This window comes from Streptomyces sp. CS113 (assembly GCF_002188365.1).
GTDB classification, from domain to species: Bacteria; Actinomycetota; Actinomycetes; order Streptomycetales; family Streptomycetaceae; genus Streptomyces; species Streptomyces tendae.
Genome location: NZ_KZ195574.1, coordinates 7,007,720 through 7,028,423, shown reverse-complemented (window position 1 = coordinate 7,028,423; position 20,704 = coordinate 7,007,720). Strand labels below are relative to the sequence as shown.

Here is a 20,704-nt window from a genome sequence, read left to right as displayed (position 1 = left end):
CGGTCAGCCCTTCTTCCGCTTCGTCCGCCGCGCGGCCGGGAGCGTACGGCCCACGATCACGGTGCGCCGTGCCTGGTCGGCGGGGGCGGACATGTCCTCCTTGCGACCGCCGAGTGCCCGGCGCACGCCGTATCCGAACGCCGCGACCTTGACCAGCGGGCCGCCGAAGGTGGAGGCCACGGTGGTGGACAGCGCGGAGGCGTTCGAGGTGACCTCCTGGACGTCGGAGGCGATCGCGTCGACCCGGTCGATCTGGGTCTGCGCGCTGCGCACCGCCGCGGAGGCGTCGGCCAGCAGCGGGACGGCCTGGTCGGTCACGTCCGCCACGAGTTTGGTGGTCGTCCTGAGCGTCTGGGCCAGCCTCGCCAGTGCGACGGCGAGGAAGGAGACCAGGATCGCCCAGAAGACGGCCACCAGGATCCCGGCCACCTCGCCACCGGACACTGTGTGCACCCGCTCCCTGAAAGACGTGCCTGAACATCGGGAAAGTCGTGCACCGAGCCTATCGCGCCGGGCGCGGGGCTCCGTACCCGATTCCCCGTCCCGCGCGGCGCGGTGCGGCCGGGTCCGACCGAGCGATTGTACGGAGTGAACACGGTTCAGTACGCTCCGTGTCTTATGCGAGACCATCGGCGCGACGGCATCCCGCACGGCAATCTCCCGCTGGAACTCGACACGTTCGTGGGCAGAGGAGCGCAACTGGCGGAGCTGGCCCGGGCGCTGGACTCCGCGCGGCTGGTGACCGTCACCGGCGCCGGTGGCGTCGGCAAGTCCCGGCTGGCCGCGCGGGCGGCGGCGCGCCGCTCACCCCGGGACGGCGTGTGGCGGGTGCAGCTGGCGCCGGTGCGGGACGAGGAGTTCGTCGACTACGCGGTCGTGGAGGCGCTGGGCCTGACCGACCACACGACCAGGCTGCCCCGGGAGACGCTGATCGCGCACCTGGCCGAGCGCGAGCTGCTGCTGCTCCTGGACGGGGTCGAGCACCTGGTGGACGCCTGCGCGGCGCTGGTGACCGACCTGCTGGGCCGCGCCCCGGGGCTGCGGGTGCTGGCGGTGGGGCGCAGGCCGCTGGGCGTGGCCGGGGAGCGGCTCGTCCCGCTGGCGCCGCTGGGGACGGAGGAGGCGATGGAGCTGCTGACGGTCCGGGCCGGGCAGCGCAGCGTCACCTGCGGCTACGCCGCCGACCCGGACGCGGACCAGCGGGAGGTGCGCGAGCTGTGCCGGCGTCTGGACGGGATCCCGCTGGCGATCGAGCTGGCGGCGGGGCGCCTGGGCGCGCTGTCGCCGGGGCAGGTGCTGCGCCGCCTGGACGACCGGTTCCGGCTGCTGACGGGCGGGGACCGCACCGCGCTGCCCCGGCACCGGACGCTGCGCACCGCGATCGGCTGGAGCCACGAGCTGTGCACGCCGCCGGAGCGGCTGCTGTGGGCGCGGCTGTCCGTGTTCGCCGGCCCGTTCGAGCTGGAGGCCGCCGAGTACGTGTGCAGCGGGGACGGACTGCCGGCCGACGACGTGCTCGACGTCCTCTCCGCACTGCTCGCGCAGTCCGTGCTGACCCGCGAGGAGTCCCCGGCCGGGGTGCGCTACCGGATGCTCGACACGGTACGGGCGTACGGCGCCGACTGGCTGGCGGCGACGGGAGACGCGGACCGGCTGCGGCGGCGGCACCGGGACTGGTACGTGGGCCTGGCGACCTGGTGCGAGCTGGAGTGGTTCTCGCCGCGCCAGGGCGAGGTGGCCGCGCGGGTGGACGCGGAGCTGCCGAATCTGCGCAGCGCCCTGGAGCACTGCCTGGACGAGCCGGACGGCGCGCACCTGGGCCAGTACCTGGCGGGCGCCCTGTGGTTCCACTGGGTCGGCTGCGGACGGCTGTCGGAGGGGCGGCACTGGCTGGAGCAGGCGGTGCGGCTGGACGCGGAGCCGACGGCGGGCGAGCAGTCCCGGCTGAAGGCGCTGTGGGTGCTCGCCTACGTGGCGATCCTCCAGGGCGACACGGTGCCGGCGCTGGCGGCGCTCCAGGAGTGCCGCGAGGAGGCGGAGCGCTCGGCGAACCCGACGGCGGTGGCGTACGCGGAGCACCGCAGCGGCTGCCTGGCCCTGGTGACCGACGACATGCCGCGCGCCGAGCGGCTGTTGCGCTCCGCGCTGCACCGCTACCAGGAGATCGGCGAGCTGAACAGCAACGTGCTGATGGGCCAGGTGGAGCTGGCGATGGCGCGGGCCTTCCAGGGCGATCTGCCGGACGCGGTGCGCCTGTGCGAGGACGTGCGCCAGGTGTGCGAGGACCACGGGGAGCGCTGGGCGCGCGGATACGCCCTGTACGTGCTGGCCTACGCGGCCTGGAGCGACGGCGAGCCGCTGCGCGCCCGTGAGCTGCTGGCCGACTGCCTGGGCAGTGCGCACCGCTTCCGCGACCAGCTGGGTTCGGTGCTGGCGGTGGAGCTGCTCGCCCTGGTCACGGTGGCGGAGGGCGATGCGGCGGAGGCGGCGGTGCTCCAGGGCGCGGCGGGGCGGATGTGGCCGTCGGTGGGGCTGCCGCTGTTCGGCTCGGCGCACTACAACGCGCCGCACGAGCTGTGCGAGGCGGCGGCCCGGGAGCAGCTGGGCGACGAGCGGTACGAGGAGTGCGTACGGCACGGGACGCTGCTGGGCCGCCGGGAGGCGGTCGCGCGGGCGCTGCGCCGGCCGGGGGTGGCCGTCTCGCTGCCCGCGCCGCGCTCGACGGCCGGGGGGCGGGCCGCGGCGGACGCCCGGACGGCGAAGCCCGCCGCCTCGCCCACCCGGAAGGGCGGGGAGACGGCGGGCTGAGGTACCGCGGGTGGTACCGCGCCTGCTGGATTCAGCGGATGTGCTGGATCAGCGGGCGTAGTACTCGACGACGAGCTGCTCGTCGCAGATCACCGGGATCTCCTTGCGGTTCGGCTCGCGGTCCAGGCGGAACGCCAGGGCCTTGAGGTTCACCTGGAGGTAGCGCGGGGTCTCGCCGTCGGGGGCGAAGCCACCCTCGCGGGCGATGGTGAAGAGCGTCTTCTCCTTGGAGCGCTCGCGCACCTGCACCACGTCGTCCGGGCGGACGCGGAAGGACGGCTTGTCGACCTTCTGGCCGTTGACCTGGATGTGGCCGTGGACGACCATCTGGCGGGCCTGGTAGATCGTGCGGGCGATGCCCGAACGCAGGACCAGCGCGTCGAGACGGCGCTCGAGCTCGATGACCAGGGCCTCGCCGGTCTTCATGTTGGTCTTGGAGGCACGCTCGTAGGCGCGGACGAGCTGGCGCTCGCTGAGGTCGTACTGCGCGCGCAGACGCTGCTTCTCGAGCAGACGGACCTTGTAGTCCGAGTTCTGCTTGCGGCCGCGGCCGTGCTCACCCGGCGGGTAGGGGCGGGCCTCGAAGTACTTGACGGCCTTCGGGGTGAGCGCGATGCCGAGGGCACGCGACTTCTTGACCTTGGGGCGGGGCTGGTTCGCCACTGTCTGTGTCTCTTCTCTAGGTTTCCGGCTTGTCAGGATGGTGGGAGGTCGCAATCCGCAGCCGGGGAAACCCGCCGGGTCCGCTCGGGACCTGCCGGGCAGCCGCTCCCTGGTCTGGGCACATACGTGCAGCACGCGAGTGGCCCACCGACCGCTCCCGGAACTCCGGGTGGTGGTGGGCTGCCCGCGACACCATCGACGGTGCGCGACGCTCCTGGAACCCGTGAGGGCTCCGGCCGGTTGTCCCGTTCTGACTGCACGGGACTCGGCGCTCCGGGCGATTCTACAGGCTGTTCAGGACGGCTTGCGACCGAGGTGCCCGCGGGTCCACTCCACCGCGTCCGCGTACCGGGCCTCGGCGCCGTGCCGGGTCGGCGTGTAGTACGTCCGCTCCTTCAGCCCGTCCGGGGCGTACTGCTGGGCGGCGATGCCCTCGGGCAGGTCGTGCGGGTACACGTACCCCTGGCCGTGCCCCAGCTTGCCGGCGCCCTTGTAGTGGCTGTCGCGCAGGTGCGCCGGGACCGGTCCGGCGTGCACCTTGCGCACGTCCTCCAGGGCGGCGCCGATGGCGGTGGTCGCGGCGTTGGACTTGGGGGCCAGCGCCAGGGCGATGGTGGCGTGGCTGAGGGTGAGGGCGGCTTCGGGGAAGCCGATCATCGCGACGGCCTGGGCGGCGGCGACGGCGATCTGGAGTGCGTTCGGATCGGCCAGGCCGATGTCCTCGCTGGCGGAGATCATCAGGCGCCGGGCGATGAAGCGGGGGTCCTCGCCGGCCTCGATCATCCGGGCCAGGTAGTGCAGGGCGGCGTCCACGTCGGAGCCGCGGATGGACTTGATCAGGGCGCTGGCGACGTCGTAGTGCTGGTCGCCGTCGCGGTCGTACTTCACCGCGGCCCGGTCGACCGTCTCCTCCAGCGTGGTCAGCCCGATCTCCGCCTCGCCCTTGTCGAGCGCGGCCCCGGCGGCGGCCTCCAGCGCGGTCAGCGCACGGCGGGCGTCGCCGCCGGCGATGCGCAGGAGGTGCTCCTCGGTGTCCTCGGGCAGGGTGACGGCGCCCTTCAGGCCGCGCTCGTCGGTCAGGGCGCGGCGCAGCAGGTCCCGGACGTCGTCGTCGGTGAGGGGTTCGAGCGTCAGGAGCAGGGAGCGGGACAGCAGCGGGGAGATCACCGAGAAGTACGGGTTCTCGGTGGTGGCGGCGATCAGGGTGACCCAGCGGTTCTCCACGGCCGGGAGCAGGGAGTCCTGCTGGGCCTTGCTGAAGCGGTGGATCTCGTCGAGGAAGAGGACGGTCTCCTTGCCGTACCCGCCGACCGCGCGGCGGGCGCCGTCGATGACCGCGCGGACCTCCTTGACGCCCGCGGTGATCGCCGACAGCTCCACGAAGCGCTTGTTGGTGGCCTTGGAGACGACGTACGCCAGGGTGGTCTTGCCGGTGCCCGGCGGCCCCCAGAGGATGACCGAGGAGGGCCCCGCGGGTCCGGACGCGCCCTCGCCGACCAGGCGGCGCAGGGGGGATCCGGGCTTGAGCAGGTGCTGCTGGCCGACGACCTCGTCGAGGGTGCGCGGGCGCATCCGCACGGCGAGGGGGCTGCCGGTCGGGTCCTTCTCCTGGCGTTCTTCGGCTGCGGCGGTGAACAGATCGGGCTCCACGCTCTGAACCCTAAAGGACCGCACCGACAACGCGGCGGGCCCGGTGGGCCCGCCCTCGCGGAAGGCCGGTCAGCTGGTCCAGAAGTCCCACCAGCGGGTGAGGACCATCATGCCGATGATGCCGATGTGCAGCACCGGCAGGACCCAGGTGAACTCGCCGAAGAACCCGCGCAGCCAGCCCGGCGCGGGCAGGAAGCCCTTGCGAACGTTGAAGGAGGTCACGTACCAGAACATCAGGATGGTGGCGACCCAGGCCAGGCAGCACCACAGGCACAGCGAGTTGATCCGGTACAGGGACTCGAACTGCAACCAGGAGACGAAGCCGACACCGAAGAGGCAGCCGGCGTTGAAGGTCAGCCAGTACCAGCGCGGGTAGGTGGCGCGGGCGAGCAGACTCATGCCGACGCAGATGACGATGCCGTAGGCGACGAGGCCGAGCATCGGGTTGGGGAAGCCGAAGGCGGAGGCCTGGTCGCTCTCCATGATGTTGCCGCAGGAGACGACGGGGTTGAGGCTGCAACCGGGCGTGAACGTGGTGCCGGCGACCTTGGCCTCGAGGATCTTCTGCTTGTCGATCGTGATGACCCAGGCGGCGAGCAGGCCGGCCGCGCCCGTGATCACCAGCAGCAGTGCGAGGGCCCGGCTGCCGCCCTCGGTGCGCGGGGTGCGGGCGCCGGCGTCCGGCGCGGACTCTGCCACGGTGGAGACGTCCTTCACTGTCGTCTTGCTCATCACGCCGATTCCGTCACTGGGGAGTGGGACCTGCTTCGGGCAGGGGCCATTGTGCCGCACAAGCCTGTATGGGCACTGTTCGATGAGCCTATGAACGGATCGGCGATCACCCCGGAGCGGCGCGTTCCGGCCACCGCCCGTTCCTCAGGGGCACGCGCGAGCGAATACGCGTGCCCCTGAAGGGTGCCGGCCCGCTAGCCGAGCCTCGACTCCAGCTCCGCCACGATCTCGTTGACGCCGATCGCGGTCTGCTCTCCGGACTCCATGTCCTTGAGCTGGACGACGCCCTCGGCCAGGTCGCGCTCGCCCAGGATCAGGGTGTAGCGGGCGCCCGAGCGGTTGGCCCCCTTCATCGCGGACTTGAGGCCCTTGTCTCCGTAGGAGAAGTCGGCGGCGACGCCGTTCTTGCGCAGCTCGGTGACCTTGGCGAACAGGATCCGGCGGGCCTCCTCCCCCAGCGGCACCGCGAAGACGGAGGTGGTGGACGGGATGTCCAGTTCGATGCCCTCCGCCTCCAGGGCGAGGACGGTGCGGTCGACGCCGAGGGCCCAGCCGACCGAGGGCAGCGAGGGACCGCCGATCATCTCGGACAGGCCGTCGTAGCGGCCGCCGCCGCCCACCGCGGACTGGGAGCCCAGGCCGTCGTGGACGAACTCGAACGTCGTGCGCGTGTAGTAGTCCAGGCCGCGCACCAGCTTCGGGTCGTCCTCGAAGACCACGCCCGCCGCCGTGATCAGCTCGCGCACCTCCTCGTGGTACGCCTTGCAGGCGTCGCACAGGTAGTCGCGCAGCAGCGGGGCGTCGGTGAGCTGCTTCTGGACGTCCGGGCGCTTGTCGTCCAGGACGCGCAGCGGATTGATCTCCGCGCGGCGCAGGGTCTCCTCGTCCAGGTCGAGCCCCCGCAGGAAGTCCTGGAGCGCGGCCCGGTAGACCGGGCGGCACTCCTGGTCGCCCAGGGAGTTGAGCAGGATGCGGAAGTCCCGCAGGCCGAGCGCGCGGTACGACTGGTCGGCCAGGATGATCAGTTCGGCGTCCAGGGCCGGGTCCTCGGCACCGATCGCCTCGGCGCCGACCTGGGAGAAGTGGCGGTAACGGCCCTTCTGGGGGCGCTCGTAGCGGTACTGCGAGCCCGAGTACCAGACCTTGACGGGCAGGCCGCCCGCCTTGTGCAGGTTGGCCTCCAGGACCGCGCGCAGCACCGGAGCGGTGGTCTCCGGGCGCAGGGCGAGCCGGTCGCCGCCCTTGGTCTCGAAGACGTACATCTCCTTGGTCACGATGTCGGTGGACTCGCCGACACCGCGTGCGAACAGCTCGACGTTCTCGAAGCCGGGCGTCTCGATGTAGCCGTAGCCGGAGTTGCGCAGCGGGGCGGCGATCGCCTCGCGGACGGCCAGGAACTTGGCGGAGTCGGGCGGCAGCAGGTCGTACGTGCCCCTGGGGGCCTTGAAGGTACTCACGGAAGGTCTCGTCACATTCCTCGTCGGGGAGCCTCGGCAGCTCCCTGGCCGGCTGCCGCCACCTGCCGCAGATACGGGTTGGTGGCGCGCTCCTGGCCGATGGTCGTCTGGGGGCCGTGTCCGGACAGCACCACGGTCGCGTCGTCGAGCGGCAGGCACACGCGTGCCAGGGACTCGAGCAAGTCGTCCATGGAGCCGCCGGGGAGGTCGGTGCGTCCGATGGAGCCGGCGAACAGCAGGTCGCCCGAGAACATCACCGGCGGGATGTCCGCCGCCTCGGGCAGGCCGAAGGTCACCGACCCCTTGGTATGGCCCGGGGCGTGCGCGACGGTCAGCTCCAGACCCGCCAGCGCCAGCTTCGCGCCGTCGGTCAGCTCCTTGACGTCGTCGGGTTCCCCCACGGTCAGCTCGCCCATGAGCGGCATGCCGATGCTGCGGCCGATGCCCTTCTCGGGGTCGCTCATCATGTAGCGGTCCTCGGGGTGGATCCAGGCCGGCACGTCGTGGGCGCCGCACACCGGGACGACCGAGGCGACGTGGTCGATGTGGCCGTGGGTGAGGACGACGGCGACGGGCTTGAGCCGATGCTTGCGGATCGCTTCCTCGACTCCGGGGGCCGCCTGGTGGCCCGGGTCGATGATCACGCACTCCTCACCGGCGGCGGGGGCGACGAGATAGCAGTTCGTCCCCCAGGCCCCGGCGGGGAACCCGGCAATGAGCACGATCGTCCTTCGTTTGTGTCGGTACGGGTGGGCTTGCGAACGGGTCGCGCCCATGGTCAGAGCCTACCGGCGGTGCCGATTCCTCAGCGAACCCATATACGGTACGGGGCTACACGCCCACGGTCGGCTCATCGCACCCACGCGTACCGGTCGGCACACGAAGACGCATGAGGAGAGAACCCGGTGGTCACCCAGGAGCAGCGGCGGCGTCAGCTCGCCCGGGAGAAGTTCTTGCGGCAGCAGCAGCGACGTACCTCCGCACGACGCAAGGCGCGCATGCGCAACGCCGCGATCGCCTCGGTGCTCGGCGTGATCCTGATCGGCAGCGTCGCGCTGTACACGACCGGCGTGGTCCTCGGGGACGACGACGACAGCAAGACGAACGCGAGCGCCGAGGTCACGCCGAGCGCCTCGGCCCCGAGCAAGGCGCCGGACCCGTGCGAAAAGCCCGCCGAGGGCAAGGTCAAGACGCAGACCTGGAAGAAGGAGCCTGCGATGACCGTCGACAAGTCGGCGAAGTACACCATGAAGCTGGCGACCACGTGCGGTGACATAGACCTCGCGCTGAAGACGGACGCGGCACCGCACACCGTGAACTCGTTCAACTTCCTGGCGGGCAAGGGCTTCTTCGACCACACGCCGTGCCACCGCCTCACCACCAACGGCATCTACGTGCTTCAGTGCGGCGACCCGACGGGGCAGGGCAACGGCGGTCCGGGCTACACCATCCCGGACGAGAACCTGAAGGACAAGAGCCTCAAGTCGAACACGTACCCGGCGGGCACGGTGGCGATGGCGAACACGGGTCAGCCGGGCTCCGGCGGCAGCCAGTTCTTCCTCGTGTACCAGGACAGCCCGCTGCCGCCGAGCTACACGCCGTTCGGCACCATCTCCGACAAGGGCATGGCCGTGCTGAAGAAGATCGCGGAGGCCGGGGAGAGCACCGGTCAGGGTGACGGAGCGCCCAACGCGACGGTCGTGATCGACAAGGCCACCGTCACGAAATCCTGACCCTCATCAGCGAAAGTTCGGTCGTGCGGGATGCGGACAGGCCACCCGCCGGTCGCCTATGTTGGCCGTGACGAAACTGTGGACGATGCCCGGGGGTAGCGAAGCCCTCCGCAGGCATCATGTGGAGGAGGCGCTGTGAGCAGCGACCCGTGGGGCCGCGTCGACGAGACGGGGACCGTGTACGTGCGTACGGCCGACGGCGAGAAGGTCGTCGGTTCCTGGCAGGCAGGCTCCCCCGAGGAGGCGCTGGCCTACTTCGAACGCAAGTACGAAGGACTGGTTGTCGAGATCGGCCTCCTCGAAAAGCGGGTGAAGACCACCGACCTGTCGGCCAAGGACGCCCAGACCGCCGTCGACCACCTGCGCGAGCAGGTGGACGCGCACCACGCGGTCGGCGACCTGGAGGCGCTGCGGACCCGGCTGGACCAGCTCGTCGCGCTCGTGGAGGCACGGCGCGAGGAGCGCAAGGCCCAGCGGGCCAAGCAGTCCGACGAGGCACGCGGCGCCAAGGAGGCCCTGGTCGCCGAGGCCGAGGAGCTGGCCCGCTCCGACCAGTGGCGGGCGGCCGGTGAGCGGCTGCGGTCCCTGGTCGACACCTGGAAGGGCCTGCCGCGCCTGGACCGCAAGTCCGACGACGAGCTGTGGCACCGCTTCTCGCACGCGCGCTCGGCGTTCTCCAAGCGCCGCAAGCAGCACTTCGCGCAGCTCGACGCGCAGCGCGAGGAGGCGCGGCGGACCAAGGAGCGGCTGGTCTCCGAGGCCGAGGCACTGTCGAACTCGACGGACTGGGGTCCGACGGCCGCGCGCTACCGCGACCTGATGTCCGAGTGGAAGGCCGCCGGCCGCGCCCAGCGCGAGCACGAGGACGACCTGTGGAACCGCTTCCGCGGCGCCCAGGACGTGTTCTTCGCTGCCCGCAGCTCGGTCTTCGCCGAGCGGGACGCCGAGCAGACGGAGAACCTGAAGCTCAAGGAGGAGCTGGCCGAGGAGGCCGAGAAGCTCGTCCCGGTCACCGACCTCAAGGCGGCCCGTGCCGCGTTCCGTTCGGTCAACGAGCGCTGGGAGGCCATCGGCCACGTCCCGCGCGACGCCCGCCCGAAGGTCGAGGGGCGGATGCACGCGGTCGAGCGGGCCCTCCAGGAGGCCGAGGAGGCCGAGTGGCGCCGGACGAACCCGGAGGCACGCGCGCGTGCCGAGGGACTGACCGGTCAGCTCCAGGCCGCCGTCGACAAGCTGCGCGCCCAGATCGAGCAGGCCCGCTCCCAGGGCAACGACGCCAAGGCCGACAAGCTCGCGCGTGAGCTGGAGGGCCGCCAGGCGCTGCTCGACCAGGCGCTCAAGGGACTGCACGAGTTCGGCGGCTGACGGTCGCGGACCGGACACGAGAGGGGCTCCCGTACGGCGAGTACGGGAGCCCCTCTCGTGTGTGCGCCCGGGCGGCCGCCCGGGACGGCTACGACGGCCTGCGGGCCGACGTCACCCTGTACACGTCGTAGACGCCCTCCACGCCGCGTACGGCCTTCAGGACGTGCCCGAGGTGCTTCGGGTCGCCCATCTCGAAGGTGAAGCGGGAGGTGGCCACCCGGTCCCGGGAGGTCTGGACGGCCGCCGAGAGGATGTTGACGTGCTGGTCGGACAGCACCCGGGTGACGTCCGACAGCAGCCGGGAGCGGTCCAGGGCCTCGACCTGGATGGCGACCAGGAAGACCGAGGACTGGGTGGGCGCCCACTCGACCTCGAGGATGCGCTCGGGCTCGCGGGACAGCGAGTCCACGTTCACGCAGTCGCTGCGGTGGACGGACACGCCGCTGCCGCGGGTGACGAAGCCGATGATGGGGTCGCCGGGCACGGGTGTGCAGCAGCGGGCCAGCTTGACCCACACGTCGTCCACACCCTTGACGACCACGCCCGGGTCGGCGCTGGTCCGGCGCTTGCGGCCGCGACCGTGGGCCGGCGGGACCGACTCGTCGATCTCCTCGGTGGCCGCTTCCTCGCCGCCGAGCGCCTGCACCAGCTTCTGCACGATGTTCTGCGCGGAGACGTGGCCCTCGCCGATCGCCGCGTACAGCGCGGAGATGTCCGAGTAGCGCATCTCGTGGGCGAGCGTGACCAGGGAGTCGCCGGTCAGGATGCGCTGGATCGGCAGGTTCTGCTTGCGCATCGCGCGGACGATGGCGTCCTTGCCCTGCTCGATCGCCTCGTCGCGGCGCTCCTTGGAGAACCAGCCGCGGATCTTGTTGCGGGCGCGCGGCGACTTCACGAAGCCCAGCCAGTCGCGGGAGGGGCCCGCGCCGGCCGCCTTGGAGGTGAAGACCTCCACCAGGTCGCCGTTGTCCAGGGTCGACTCCAGCGGCACCAGCCGCCCGTTGACCCGCGCCCCTATGGTGCGGTGGCCGACCTCGGTGTGGACGGCGTAGGCGAAGTCCACCGGGGTGGCCCCGGCGGGGAGCGCTATGACGTCGCCCTTGGGGGTGAAGACGAAGACCTCGTTGCGGGAGAGGTCGAAGCGCAGGGACTCCAGGAACTCGCCGGGGTCCTCGGTCTCCTTCTGCCAGTCGAGCAGCTGGCGCAGCCACGCCATGTCGTTGAGGTGGTCGTCCTTGCTCTTGCCGGACGACCTGGGGGCGTCGGTGCGCACCTTGGAGGCGCCGGCGACGGCCTCCTGCTTGTACTTCCAGTGCGCGGCGATGCCGTACTCCGCGCGGCGGTGCATGTCGAAGGTGCGGATCTGCAACTCGACCGGCTTGCCGCCGGGCCCGATGACCGTCGTGTGCAGCGACTGGTACATGTTGAACTTGGGCATCGCGATGTAGTCCTTGAACCGCCCCGGAACCGGGTTCCAGCGGGCGTGGACCGTGCCGAGCGCCGCGTAGCAGTCGCGGACGGTGTCCACCAGGACGCGGATGCCCACCAGGTCGTAGATCTCCGCGAAGTCCCGGCCGCGGACGATCATCTTCTGGTAGACGCTGTAGTAGTGCTTGGGGCGGCCGGTGACGGTCGCCTTGATGCGGGCCGCGCGCAGGTCCTGCTGGACCTCGTCGGTGACCACGGCCAGGTACTCGTCGCGCTTGGGGGCGCGCTCGGCGACCAGGCGGACGATCTCGTCGTACATCTTGGGGTAGAGGATCGCGAAGGCGAGGTCCTCCAGCTCCCACTTGATGGTGTTCATGCCCAGCCGGTGGGCGAGCGGCGCGTAGATCTCCAGGGTCTCGCGCGCCTTCTTCTCCTGCTTCTCGCGCTTGAGGTAGCGCATGGTGCGCATGTTGTGCAGGCGGTCGGCGAGCTTGATGACCAGGACGCGGGGGTCCTTGGCCATGGCGACGACCATCTTGCGCACGGTCTCGGCCTGCGCGGCCTCGCCGAACTTGACCTTGTCCAGCTTGGTGACGCCGTCGACGAGGAGGGTGACCACGTCGCCGAAGTCGCGGCGCAGGTCCTCCAGGCCGTACTCGGTGTCCTCGACGGTGTCGTGCAGCAGCCCGGCCATCAGGGTGGCCGGATCCATGCCCAGCTCGGCGAGGATGGTGGTGACGGCGAGCGGGTGCGTGATGTACGGGTCGCCGCTCTTGCGCTTCTGGCCGCGGTGCCAGCGTTCGGCGACCTGGTAGGCGCGCTCGATCTGGCGCAGGGTCGCCGTCTCGATCTTCGGGTCGTTGCCGCGCACTATGCGCAGCAGCGGCTCCAGGACCGGGTTGTACGGGTTGGCGCGCTGCACGCCGAGGCGGGCCAGGCGGGCGCGGACGCGGTTGGAGGAGCCGGAGCGGGCGGGCTGGCCCGCGGGGGCGCGGACCACCGGTGCGTTCTGCGGGCGCTCGGCGGGCAGCGCCTTGGGGCGCGGCTGCTGCTCGGCGGGCTTGTCGACCGGCGCGGACGCGGCGTGCTGGATCGGCCCGTGCGGGTCGTTCTTCGCCTGGGGCGTGCTCGGCGCGGGCTTCGCCGCGGACGCCGAGGCGGACTCGGGCTTTGCGGCGGTCAGTGGCTGGGCCTCGTCTGGCAAGAGGACTCCTCGTGCGCGATCCGGGTCCCCCGGTCAGGCTCCGGATACCCCATGGTAGCGATCCTGCCCTCCGGGATCGCCTTCTGGCCAATGTGAGGGCTGTCAACCCCTGCAACGCCCGGGGCGGGCGCCGGATTCCTCCGGGCCCGCCCCAGTCGTGCGGTTCGCGTGGTTCAGACCGTGAGCAGCGCCTTCAGCGGGGCCCCGGACAGGGCCGGCTCCAGCCGGGCCCGCCCGGCGAGGAAGCCCAGCTCCATCAGTACGGCGAGGCCCGCGACCTCGGCCCCGGCCCGCCGGATCAGCTCCAGCGAGGCCTCGGCGGTGCCGCCGGTGGCGAGGACGTCGTCGACGACCAGCACGCGGTCGCCCGCGGTGAGGTCCTCGGCGTGCACCTCGATCTCGGCGGAGCCGTACTCCAGGTCGTACGCCTGGCTGAGCGTGGCTCCGGGGAGCTTGCCCGCCTTGCGTACGGGGATGAAGCCGAGGCCCGCCCTGAGGGCCACCGGGGCTCCCAGGATGAAGCCGCGGGCCTCCAGGCCGACGACCTTGGTGGCACCGGTGTCCCGGGCCACGTCGGCGAGGGCGTCGGTGAGCGCGGCGAAGGCCGCCGGGTCCGCCAGGAGCGGGGTGATGTCCTTGAACACCACGCCCGGCTCCGGGTAGTCGGCGACGTCACGGATGCGGCTGAGCAGCAGCTCCGTGATGTCGGTCGTCTCGGTCATCGGCGCTTCCCCGAGGGTCGGCCGCGGCCCCTGCCGCGGGACGCGGGCTGGTTGCGGGGTCCGACGACCGCGGGTGCGGCGTCGTCCGGCTCTTCGGCGTCGTACGTCTCCTCGTCGGCCGCGGACTCCGCGCTCTCGCCCTTGGCGGCCGCCTGGGCGCGCTTGGCGAGGACCCGCTTCTTGAGGGCCTTCATCTGCGGCTCGGCCTCCTTGAGGTCGGCGACGAGCGGCGTGGCGATGAAGATCGACGAGTAGGCGCCGGCCGCGAGGCCGACGAACAGCGACAGCGAGATGTCGTTCAGCATGCCGGCGCCGAGAACACCGCCGCCGATGAACAGCAGGCCCGCCACCGGCAGCAGCGCGACCACCGTGGTGTTGATGGAGCGGACCAGGGTGCTGTTGATCGACCGGTTGGCGATCTCCGCGTAGGTCCAGCGGGTCTGTTTGGTGATGTCCCGCGTCTGTTCCTTGAGGCTGTCGAAGACGACGACCGTGTCGTAGAGCGAGTAGCCGAGGATCGTCAGCAGGCCGATCACCGTGCCCGGTGTGACCTCGAAGCCGACCAGGGCGTAGATGCCCACGGTGATGGTGATGTCGTGGACCAGTGCGACGAAGGCGGCCAGTGCCATCCGCCACTCGAACGCGATCGCCAGGTAGATCACCACGAGGACCATGAAGATCCCGAGCCCCTGCCAGGCCTTGTTCGCGATCTGGTCACCCCAGCTGGGGCCGACCAGGTCGGCGTTGATCTTCTCCGCGGAGACGTCCAGGTTCTTGGAGAGGTCCTCCTTGATCTGGTCCGACTGCTGGGTGTCGGTGCCCGCGATCTGGATGCGGAGGCTGCCGTCGCCGAGCTTCTGGACGATCGCGTCGTGGCCGGACGCCTCCTCCGCCCAGGTCTCGGTCTGGGCGACCGAGGCGCTCATGTTCTTCGGGGTGGTGAAGACCGCGCCGCCCTGGAACTCGATGCCCATGTGCAGGCCGCGCACCGCCAGGCCGACGATGGCCGTGATGGTGATGAGGATCGAGATGCCGTACCAGATCTTGCGGTTCTTGACGAAGTCGTAGCCGACCTCGCCGTGGTGCAGTCGGGCGCCGAGTGTGCCGAGCTTCGACATCTCTCACGCCTCCTTCGGGTCGACAGGGCCGGCGGCAGGACGGGACGGACGGCGGGTGCGGCGCAGCGGAGGCTTGGCACCCAGGGCCTTGGGGTCGAGGCCGGACCACTTGTGACCGCTCGCGAAGAACTTGCGGCGCGCCATCAGCGTCAGCAGCGGCTTGGTGAACAGGAACACCACCACCACATCGAGCAGGGTCGTCAGACCGAGCGTGAACGCGAAGCCCTGCACCTTGCCCACGGTGACGACGAAGAGCACCGCGGCGGCGAGGAAGGACACGAAGTCGGAGACGAGGATGGTGCGCCGGGCGCGCGGCCAGGCCCGCTCGACGGCGGGACGCAGCGTGCGGCCCTCCCGGATCTCGTCGCGGACGCGTTCGAAGTACACGATGAACGAGTCCGCCGTGATGCCGATGGCGACGATGGCACCGCACACGGCCGGCAGGTTCAGCGCGAAGCCGATGGTCGGGCCGAGCAACGACATGATCACGTACGTGAGGCCGGCCGAGACCAGCAGCGAGCAGACGGCGATGAACGACAGCCCGCGGTAGTAGAACAGCAGGTAGAGAACGACCAGGGCGAGGCCGATCGCGCCCGCGATCAGACCGGCGTGGAGCTGCTCACCGCCGAGCGCGGCGGTGACGGTGGTGACGCTGTCCTCCTTGAAGGTCAGCGGCAGCGCGCCGTAGGACAGCATGTTGGCGAGGCTCTGGGCCTCTTCCTGGTCGAAGCTGCCGGAGATCTCCGCGTTGCCGCCGGTGAGCGCCTGGCTGACGTACGGGTCGGAGACGACCTCGTTGTCCAGGACGATGGCGAACTGGTTCTGCGGGGACTGGTTCTGCGCCAGCTTGCCGGTGATGTCCGCGAACTTCTTGCTGCCCTTGTCCGTGAACTTCATCGTCACGGTCCAGCCGGCGGCGGTCTGCGTGTTGTAGACGGCCTCGGCCTCGTCGACCTCGGTGCCGTCGACCGCGGCGGCGCCGAGGATGTACTTCTGCCACTGGCCCTGCGAGTTCTGGCCGCAGGCCACGGTCTGCTCGCTCGGCTTGGCGCCGTCGCCGGCCTTGGCGCGGGCGTTCTTGTCGGTGCAGTCCAGAGCCGCGTACTGCTCTTGCAGCTTGGTGGCGGCGGCGTCGCCGGAGGCGCTGGCGCTCGGGGACGGGGAGGCGCCGTCGGAGCCGGTGGCGGACGGGCTGGGGTCGGCCTTCAGGGCGTCGCTGGCGGCGCGGCCCTGGGAGGTGGCGCTCGCCGAGGCGGAGTCGGACGGCGTGCCGCTCGACTTGTCGCCGTCGGTCGCCTTGTCGCCGTCGGTGGCCTTGTCGCCGTCGGTCGCCTTGTCCGTGGCCTTGTCGGTCGCCTTGTCCGAGGCACCGCCGGTCTCGCTCGCCGAGGGAGTGCCGGTCGCGTTGGCGCCGGAGAGTTCGGTGGCGAGGACCGGACGGAAGTACAGCTTGGCGGTGGTGCCGACCTGCTGCCGGGCTTCCTTGGAGTTCGTCCCCTTGGGGATGTTGACGATGATGTTCCGGTCGCCCTGGGTCTGGACCTCGGCCTCGGAAACACCCAGACCATTGACACGGCGGTTCATGATCTCGACCGCGGTGTCCATGTTGGTCTTGTTGATCGCGGACTCCTGGCCCGCCTCCGGCACGGCCCGGAGGGTGATGCTCGTGCCACCGGCCAGGTCGATACCGAGACGCGGAGTCGTGTGCCCGGAGGCGAACATGCCTCCGGTGAGCGCCACGATGGCGATCAGGATCAGGGCCAGCGAGCGCCCGGGCTTACTCTGAGCGCTCGCATTCTTTCCCTTTTTAGGTGCTACCACCTTTGTGTACTCCCTCTCGGGCCGCTTCGCGCCCAGAAGGCGTCACCGGCGGCCATCACATGGTGTCCGGATCCGTGCGAGCCGCGCGTCACGCGGGGTGCGCGGGAACCCGTCCCGCGCACCCCGGGGCACGGTCTACTTCGCCTCGGAACCGCCGTCGGACTTCTTCGCCTGCTCGTCCGCCTTCGCCTCGGCGGGCGCGGCGTCGACCGTCGGCTCGTCGGCCGTCTCGTCGGCGGGCTCGGCCTTCTTGCCGAGGTCGACGGACTTGTCGTCGGAGGCGTCGTCGTCGGAGGCGTCGGACTCGGTGAGGGAGGAGGCGTCGTCGGGGACGATGTCCGCGTCGGACTTCAGGTCGTGCTCGATGCCGTGGACGATGCGGTTGTACTCGTCGTCGGTGAGGACGGCACCGATCGAGTTCTTGGCGAAGAGCAGCTCCACGCCCGGGCCGGCGTCGAGGAGGACCGTGTCGTCGTTGACCTCCTTGACCGTGGCGTACATGCCCCCGATGGTGCGGACACCGGTTCCGGGCTGCATCTCGTTCCGCATGTTGGCGGCCTGCTGCTGCTTCTTCTTCGCCGACCGGGTCATCAGGAACATGGCCCCGATGAGCACGATGAACGGGAGGAGGGTCACGAGACTCACGGGTCGGTACTTCCTTCACACGACCGCGATGGGGAGCGGCCTGATGGTTGGGGGTGTGTACACCGCCGACAGGGGCGGCATCGGCGGAGTCTAGGCGAGTCCGCGCGCATGGAACAACGCCCAGCATGGCACCGGGGTTCCTGCTCCGGCGAATGTGCCTCTCGTGACCGGGTCGTCACGCCCCGAACAGGTCCTGTTGTCCGTTTCCTGAACCCTGCGAACGCGGCGGGGTGAGGCCGAGGTGCGCCCATGCGGCCGGAGTGGCCACCCGCCCGCGTGGCGTACGGGCGAGCAGACCCTCCCGTACGAGGAAGGGCTCGGCGACCTCTTCCACTGTCTCACGCTCCTCCCCCACGGCGACGGCGAGCGTGGACAGGCCGACCGGTCCGCCGCCGAACAGCTTGAGGAGGGCCTCCAGCACGCCCCGGTCGAGCCGGTCGAGGCCCCGGGCGTCGACCTCGTAGACGGCGAGGGCGGCCGCGGCGATCTCCTGGGTGATCAGGCCGTCGGCCTTGACCTGGGCGTAGTCGCGGACCCGGCGCAGCAGGCGGTTGGCGATGCGGGGGGTGCCGCGGGAGCGGCCGGCGATCTCGGCGGCGCCGGTGGGGTCGATCTCGACGTCGAGCAGGCCGGCGGAGCGGTGGATCACGCGCTCCAGTTCCGCCGGTCCGTAGAACTCCATGTGGGCGGTGAAGCCGAAGCGGTCGCGCAGCGGGGGCGGCAGCAGCCCGGCGCGCGTGGTGGCGCCGACCAGGGTGAACGGCGGCAGCTCCAGGGGGATGGCGGTGGCGCCGGGGCCCTTGCCGACGATGACGTCGACGCGGAAGTCCTCCATCGCCATGTAGAGCATCTCCTCGGCGGGCCGCGACATGCGGTGGATCTCGTCGAGGAAGAGGACCTCGCCCTCCTGGAGGGAGGAGAGGATCGCCGCGAGGTCGCCGGCGTGCTGGATGGCCGGGCCCGAGGTGATGCGGATGGGGGCTTCCATCTCGGCCGCGATGATCATCGACAGGGTGGTCTTGCCGAGGCCCGGGGCGCCGGACAGGAGCACGTGGTCGGCGGTCGCGCCGCGCGCGCGAGCGGCCCGCAGCACGAGGTCGAGCTGCTCGCGGACCTTCTCCTGGCCGATGAACTCGCCCAGGTCCTTGGGGCGCAGGGCCGCCTCCACGGCCTGGTCCTCGCCGTCGGCGGCAGCGCCCACCAGCCGCTCGGCGGCGGCTTCCGCGTCGGTGGTGTCGTCCCAGTTCACTTCGTTCTCCTTGCCGTGGCGCACCCGGTCGGTGGTGGCGGGCGGGGTCAGCGGGCGCGGTTCAGCGTCTGTAGGGCGGCCTTGAGCAGCGCGCCCACCTGCGGGGTGCCCCCGGCGGCCTCCGCCTGCGGCGCCACGGCGGCGACCGCCTCGTCGGCCTCCCGGGTCGCGTACCCGAGGCCGATCAGGGCGGCGTGCAGCTGGTCGCGCCAGCCGGAGCTGACCGGGGCGCCGACGGCGGGGGCCCCGACGGGCTCGCCGAGCCGGTCCTTCAGCTCAAGCAACAGCTTCTGCGCGCCCTTCTTGCCGATGCCGGGGACGGCGGTGAGCGCCTTCTCGTCGCCGGTGGAGACGGCTCTGCGCAGGGCGTCGGGCCGGTGCACGGCGAGCATCGCCTGGGCCAGGCGGGGTCCGACGCCGCTGGCGGTCTGGAGCAGCTCGAAGACCTGGCGCTCGTCGTCGTCGGCGAAGCCGTAGAGCGTGAGCGAGTCCTCGCGCACGACGAGGGAGGTGGCGAGCTTGGCGGGCTTGCCGAGCCGGAGCGCGGAGAGCGTGTTCGGCGTGCACTGGACGGCCATGCCGACGCCGCCGACCTCGACCACCGCGGCGTCGGGTGCGAGGGCGGCGACGGTGCCGCTGACGAAGGCGATCATGCGGGGCGGCCTTTCGAGGGGTGGGAGTTCGGTGAGCGGCGCGGGCCCTGTGCGGTGTGCAGGGCGACGGCCTGCTGGAGGCGGTTCTGCGCGGGGGCGCGCCAGATGTGGCAGATGGCGAGCGCGAGGGCGTCGGCGGCGTCGGCGGGCTTGGGCGGGGCGGCGAGCCGGAGCAGGCGGGTGACCATGGCGCCGACCTGGGCCTTGTCGGCGCGGCCGCTGCCGGTGACGGCGGCCTTCACCTCGCTCGGGGTGTGCAGGGCGACCGGGATGCCGCGGCGGGACGCGCACAGGATCGCCACGGCGCTGGCCTGGGCGGTGCCCATGACGGTGCGGACGTTGTGCTGGCTGAAGACGCGCTCCACGGCGACGAACTCCGGCCGGTGCTCGTCGAGCCACTGCTCGATGCCCTGCTCGACGGCGACGAGGCGGTGACCGAGGTCGGCGTCCGCGGGCGTGCGGACGACACCGACGCCGATCATGGTGAGCGGCCGGCCCGCGACGCCCTCCACGACGCCGATACCGCAACGGGTCAGCCCCGGGTCCACCCCCAGTACGCGCACGCTCTGCCCACCCCTCTCGCCGATCACCTGTTTGTGCAGGCTATCGGGTGCCACCGACAAAGCGACGGGCCGACGGGTTGTGTCCCCGTCGGCCCGCTGAGCAGGGACGCGTCAGGCGTCGACCTTCTCCATGATCTCGTCGCTCACGTCGAAGTTGGCGAAGACGTTCTGCACGTCGTCGCTGTCCTCCAGGGCGTCGATGAGCCGGAAGATCTTCCGCGCGCCCTCCTCGTCCAGCTCGACCTGCATGGTCGGGACGAAGTTGGCGTCGGCGGACTCGTAGTCGATGCCGGCCTCCTGGAGGGCGGTGCGGACCTCGACCAGGTCGGTGGCCTCGCTGAGCACCTCGAAGGACTCGCCGAGGTCGTTGACCTCCTCGGCCCCCGCGTCCAGGACGGCGCCGAGGACGTCGTCCTCGCTCAGCTCGCCCTTGGGCACGATCACGACGCCCTTGCGGTTGAACAGGTACGACACCGATCCCGGGTCGGCCATGGAGCCGCCGTTGCGGGTCATGGCGACGCGGACGTCGGAGGCGGCGCGGTTGCGGTTGTCGGTGAGGCACTCGATGAGCACCGCGACCCCGTTGGGACCGTAGCCCTCGTACATGATCGTCTCGTAGTCGGCGCCGCCGGCCTCCAGGCCGCCGCCGCGCTTGACCGCGGAGTCGATGTTCTTGTTGGGAACCGACTGCTTCTTCGCCTTCTGGATGGCGTCGTACAGCGTCGGGTTGCCCTCGATGTCGACGCCGCCCATGCGCGCCGCGACCTCGATGTTCTTGATCAGCTTCGCGAAGAGCTTGCCGCGCTTGGCGTCGATCACGGCCTTCTTGTGCTTCGTCGTAGCCCATTTAGAGTGGCCGGACATCTGCCTGTCTCCTTCGCGTAACCCATCTC

Annotated in this window: 18 protein-coding genes; 3 read left to right on the top strand and 15 right to left on the bottom strand. The window is 71.1% G+C overall.

What is annotated here, in order from left to right; all coding sequences use genetic code 11:
• Positions 1-3: 3 nt before the first annotated feature.
• Positions 4-453, bottom strand: a complete 450-nt coding sequence (locus tag B9W62_RS31660) for a DUF948 domain-containing protein (protein WP_003977323.1) — start codon at positions 451-453, stop codon at positions 4-6.
• 165 nt (positions 454-618) lie between these two features.
• On the opposite strand from B9W62_RS31660, the gene B9W62_RS31655 reads away from it, so the two are divergent.
• Complete coding sequence (locus tag B9W62_RS31655; RefSeq protein WP_179235773.1) at positions 619-2,808, top strand: ATP-binding protein; 2,190 nt, start codon at positions 619-621, stop codon at positions 2,806-2,808.
• A 48-nt stretch (positions 2,809-2,856) separates the two neighbouring features.
• On the opposite strand, the gene rpsD is transcribed toward B9W62_RS31655, so the two are convergent.
• The 5 genes from rpsD to B9W62_RS31630 form a co-directional block, all read right to left on the bottom strand.
• Complete coding sequence (gene rpsD / locus B9W62_RS31650) at positions 2,857-3,471, bottom strand: 30S ribosomal protein S4 (RefSeq protein ID WP_003977321.1); 615 nt, start codon at positions 3,469-3,471, stop codon at positions 2,857-2,859.
• A 294-nt stretch (positions 3,472-3,765) separates the two neighbouring features.
• The gene (locus B9W62_RS31645; RefSeq protein ID WP_087810347.1) at positions 3,766-5,121 is read right to left on the bottom strand and encodes a replication-associated recombination protein A; all 1,356 of its coding nucleotides are present in this window, start codon (positions 5,119-5,121) and stop codon (positions 3,766-3,768) included.
• 69 nt (positions 5,122-5,190) lie between these two features.
• On the bottom strand, positions 5,191-5,853 hold the full coding sequence (locus B9W62_RS31640) for a vitamin K epoxide reductase family protein (RefSeq protein ID WP_179235772.1): 663 nt from the start codon (positions 5,851-5,853) through the stop codon (positions 5,191-5,193).
• Between the two features lie 194 nt (positions 5,854-6,047).
• Positions 6,048-7,310 (bottom strand): histidine--tRNA ligase, encoded by a 1,263-nt coding sequence (gene hisS / locus B9W62_RS31635; RefSeq protein ID WP_087810345.1) that lies wholly within the window; start codon positions 7,308-7,310, stop codon positions 6,048-6,050.
• Between the two features lie 11 nt (positions 7,311-7,321).
• Complete coding sequence (locus B9W62_RS31630) at positions 7,322-8,032, bottom strand: MBL fold metallo-hydrolase (protein ID WP_087810344.1); 711 nt, start codon at positions 8,030-8,032, stop codon at positions 7,322-7,324.
• Between the two features lie 183 nt (positions 8,033-8,215).
• On the opposite strand from B9W62_RS31630, the gene B9W62_RS31625 reads away from it, so the two are divergent.
• Both B9W62_RS31625 and B9W62_RS31620 read left to right on the top strand, forming a co-directional pair.
• Positions 8,216-9,043: a peptidylprolyl isomerase gene (locus B9W62_RS31625; RefSeq protein WP_087810343.1), complete on the top strand. Its 828-nt coding sequence runs from the start codon at positions 8,216-8,218 to the stop codon at positions 9,041-9,043.
• 135 nt (positions 9,044-9,178) lie between these two features.
• Positions 9,179-10,408: a DUF349 domain-containing protein gene (locus B9W62_RS31620; protein WP_087810342.1), complete on the top strand. Its 1,230-nt coding sequence runs from the start codon at positions 9,179-9,181 to the stop codon at positions 10,406-10,408.
• Between the two features lie 88 nt (positions 10,409-10,496).
• Here B9W62_RS31620 and relA read toward each other — a convergent pair whose 3' ends face one another.
• The 9 genes from relA to B9W62_RS31575 all read right to left on the bottom strand — a co-directional run bounded on the left by relA (position 10,497) and on the right by B9W62_RS31575 (position 20,675).
• Entirely contained in the window at positions 10,497-13,040 is a 2,544-nt protein-coding gene (gene relA / locus B9W62_RS31615; RefSeq protein ID WP_087810341.1) for a GTP pyrophosphokinase, read from the bottom strand.
• Between the two features lie 173 nt (positions 13,041-13,213).
• Complete coding sequence (locus tag B9W62_RS31610; protein ID WP_087810340.1) at positions 13,214-13,762, bottom strand: adenine phosphoribosyltransferase; 549 nt, start codon at positions 13,760-13,762, stop codon at positions 13,214-13,216.
• Positions 13,759-14,880, bottom strand: coding sequence for a protein translocase subunit SecF (secF, locus tag B9W62_RS31605; RefSeq protein ID WP_087810339.1), 1,122 nt, complete (start codon positions 14,878-14,880; stop codon positions 13,759-13,761). Before secF ends, B9W62_RS31610 begins: the two co-directional genes overlap by 4 nt.
• A gap of 3 nt (positions 14,881-14,883) precedes the next feature.
• Positions 14,884-16,701, bottom strand: coding sequence for a protein translocase subunit SecD (gene secD, locus B9W62_RS31600; RefSeq protein ID WP_179235771.1), 1,818 nt, complete (start codon positions 16,699-16,701; stop codon positions 14,884-14,886).
• Positions 16,702-16,836: 135 nt separating this feature from the next.
• Positions 16,837-17,346 (bottom strand): preprotein translocase subunit YajC, encoded by a 510-nt coding sequence (yajC, locus tag B9W62_RS31595; RefSeq protein ID WP_087810337.1) that lies wholly within the window; start codon positions 17,344-17,346, stop codon positions 16,837-16,839.
• A 175-nt stretch (positions 17,347-17,521) separates the two neighbouring features.
• A complete protein-coding gene (gene ruvB, locus B9W62_RS31590; protein WP_087810336.1) occupies positions 17,522-18,595 on the bottom strand; it encodes a Holliday junction branch migration DNA helicase RuvB in 1,074 nt (357 codons plus the stop codon).
• 47 nt (positions 18,596-18,642) lie between these two features.
• Entirely contained in the window at positions 18,643-19,248 is a 606-nt protein-coding gene (ruvA, locus tag B9W62_RS31585; RefSeq protein WP_087810335.1) for a Holliday junction branch migration protein RuvA, read from the bottom strand.
• On the bottom strand, positions 19,245-19,811 hold the full coding sequence (ruvC, locus tag B9W62_RS31580) for a crossover junction endodeoxyribonuclease RuvC (RefSeq protein ID WP_087810334.1): 567 nt from the start codon (positions 19,809-19,811) through the stop codon (positions 19,245-19,247). The genes ruvA and ruvC overlap by 4 nt, the downstream gene beginning before the upstream one ends.
• 111 nt (positions 19,812-19,922) lie before the next feature.
• Positions 19,923-20,675 (bottom strand): YebC/PmpR family DNA-binding transcriptional regulator, encoded by a 753-nt coding sequence (locus B9W62_RS31575; protein WP_087810333.1) that lies wholly within the window; start codon positions 20,673-20,675, stop codon positions 19,923-19,925.
• Positions 20,676-20,704 lie beyond the last annotated feature (29 nt).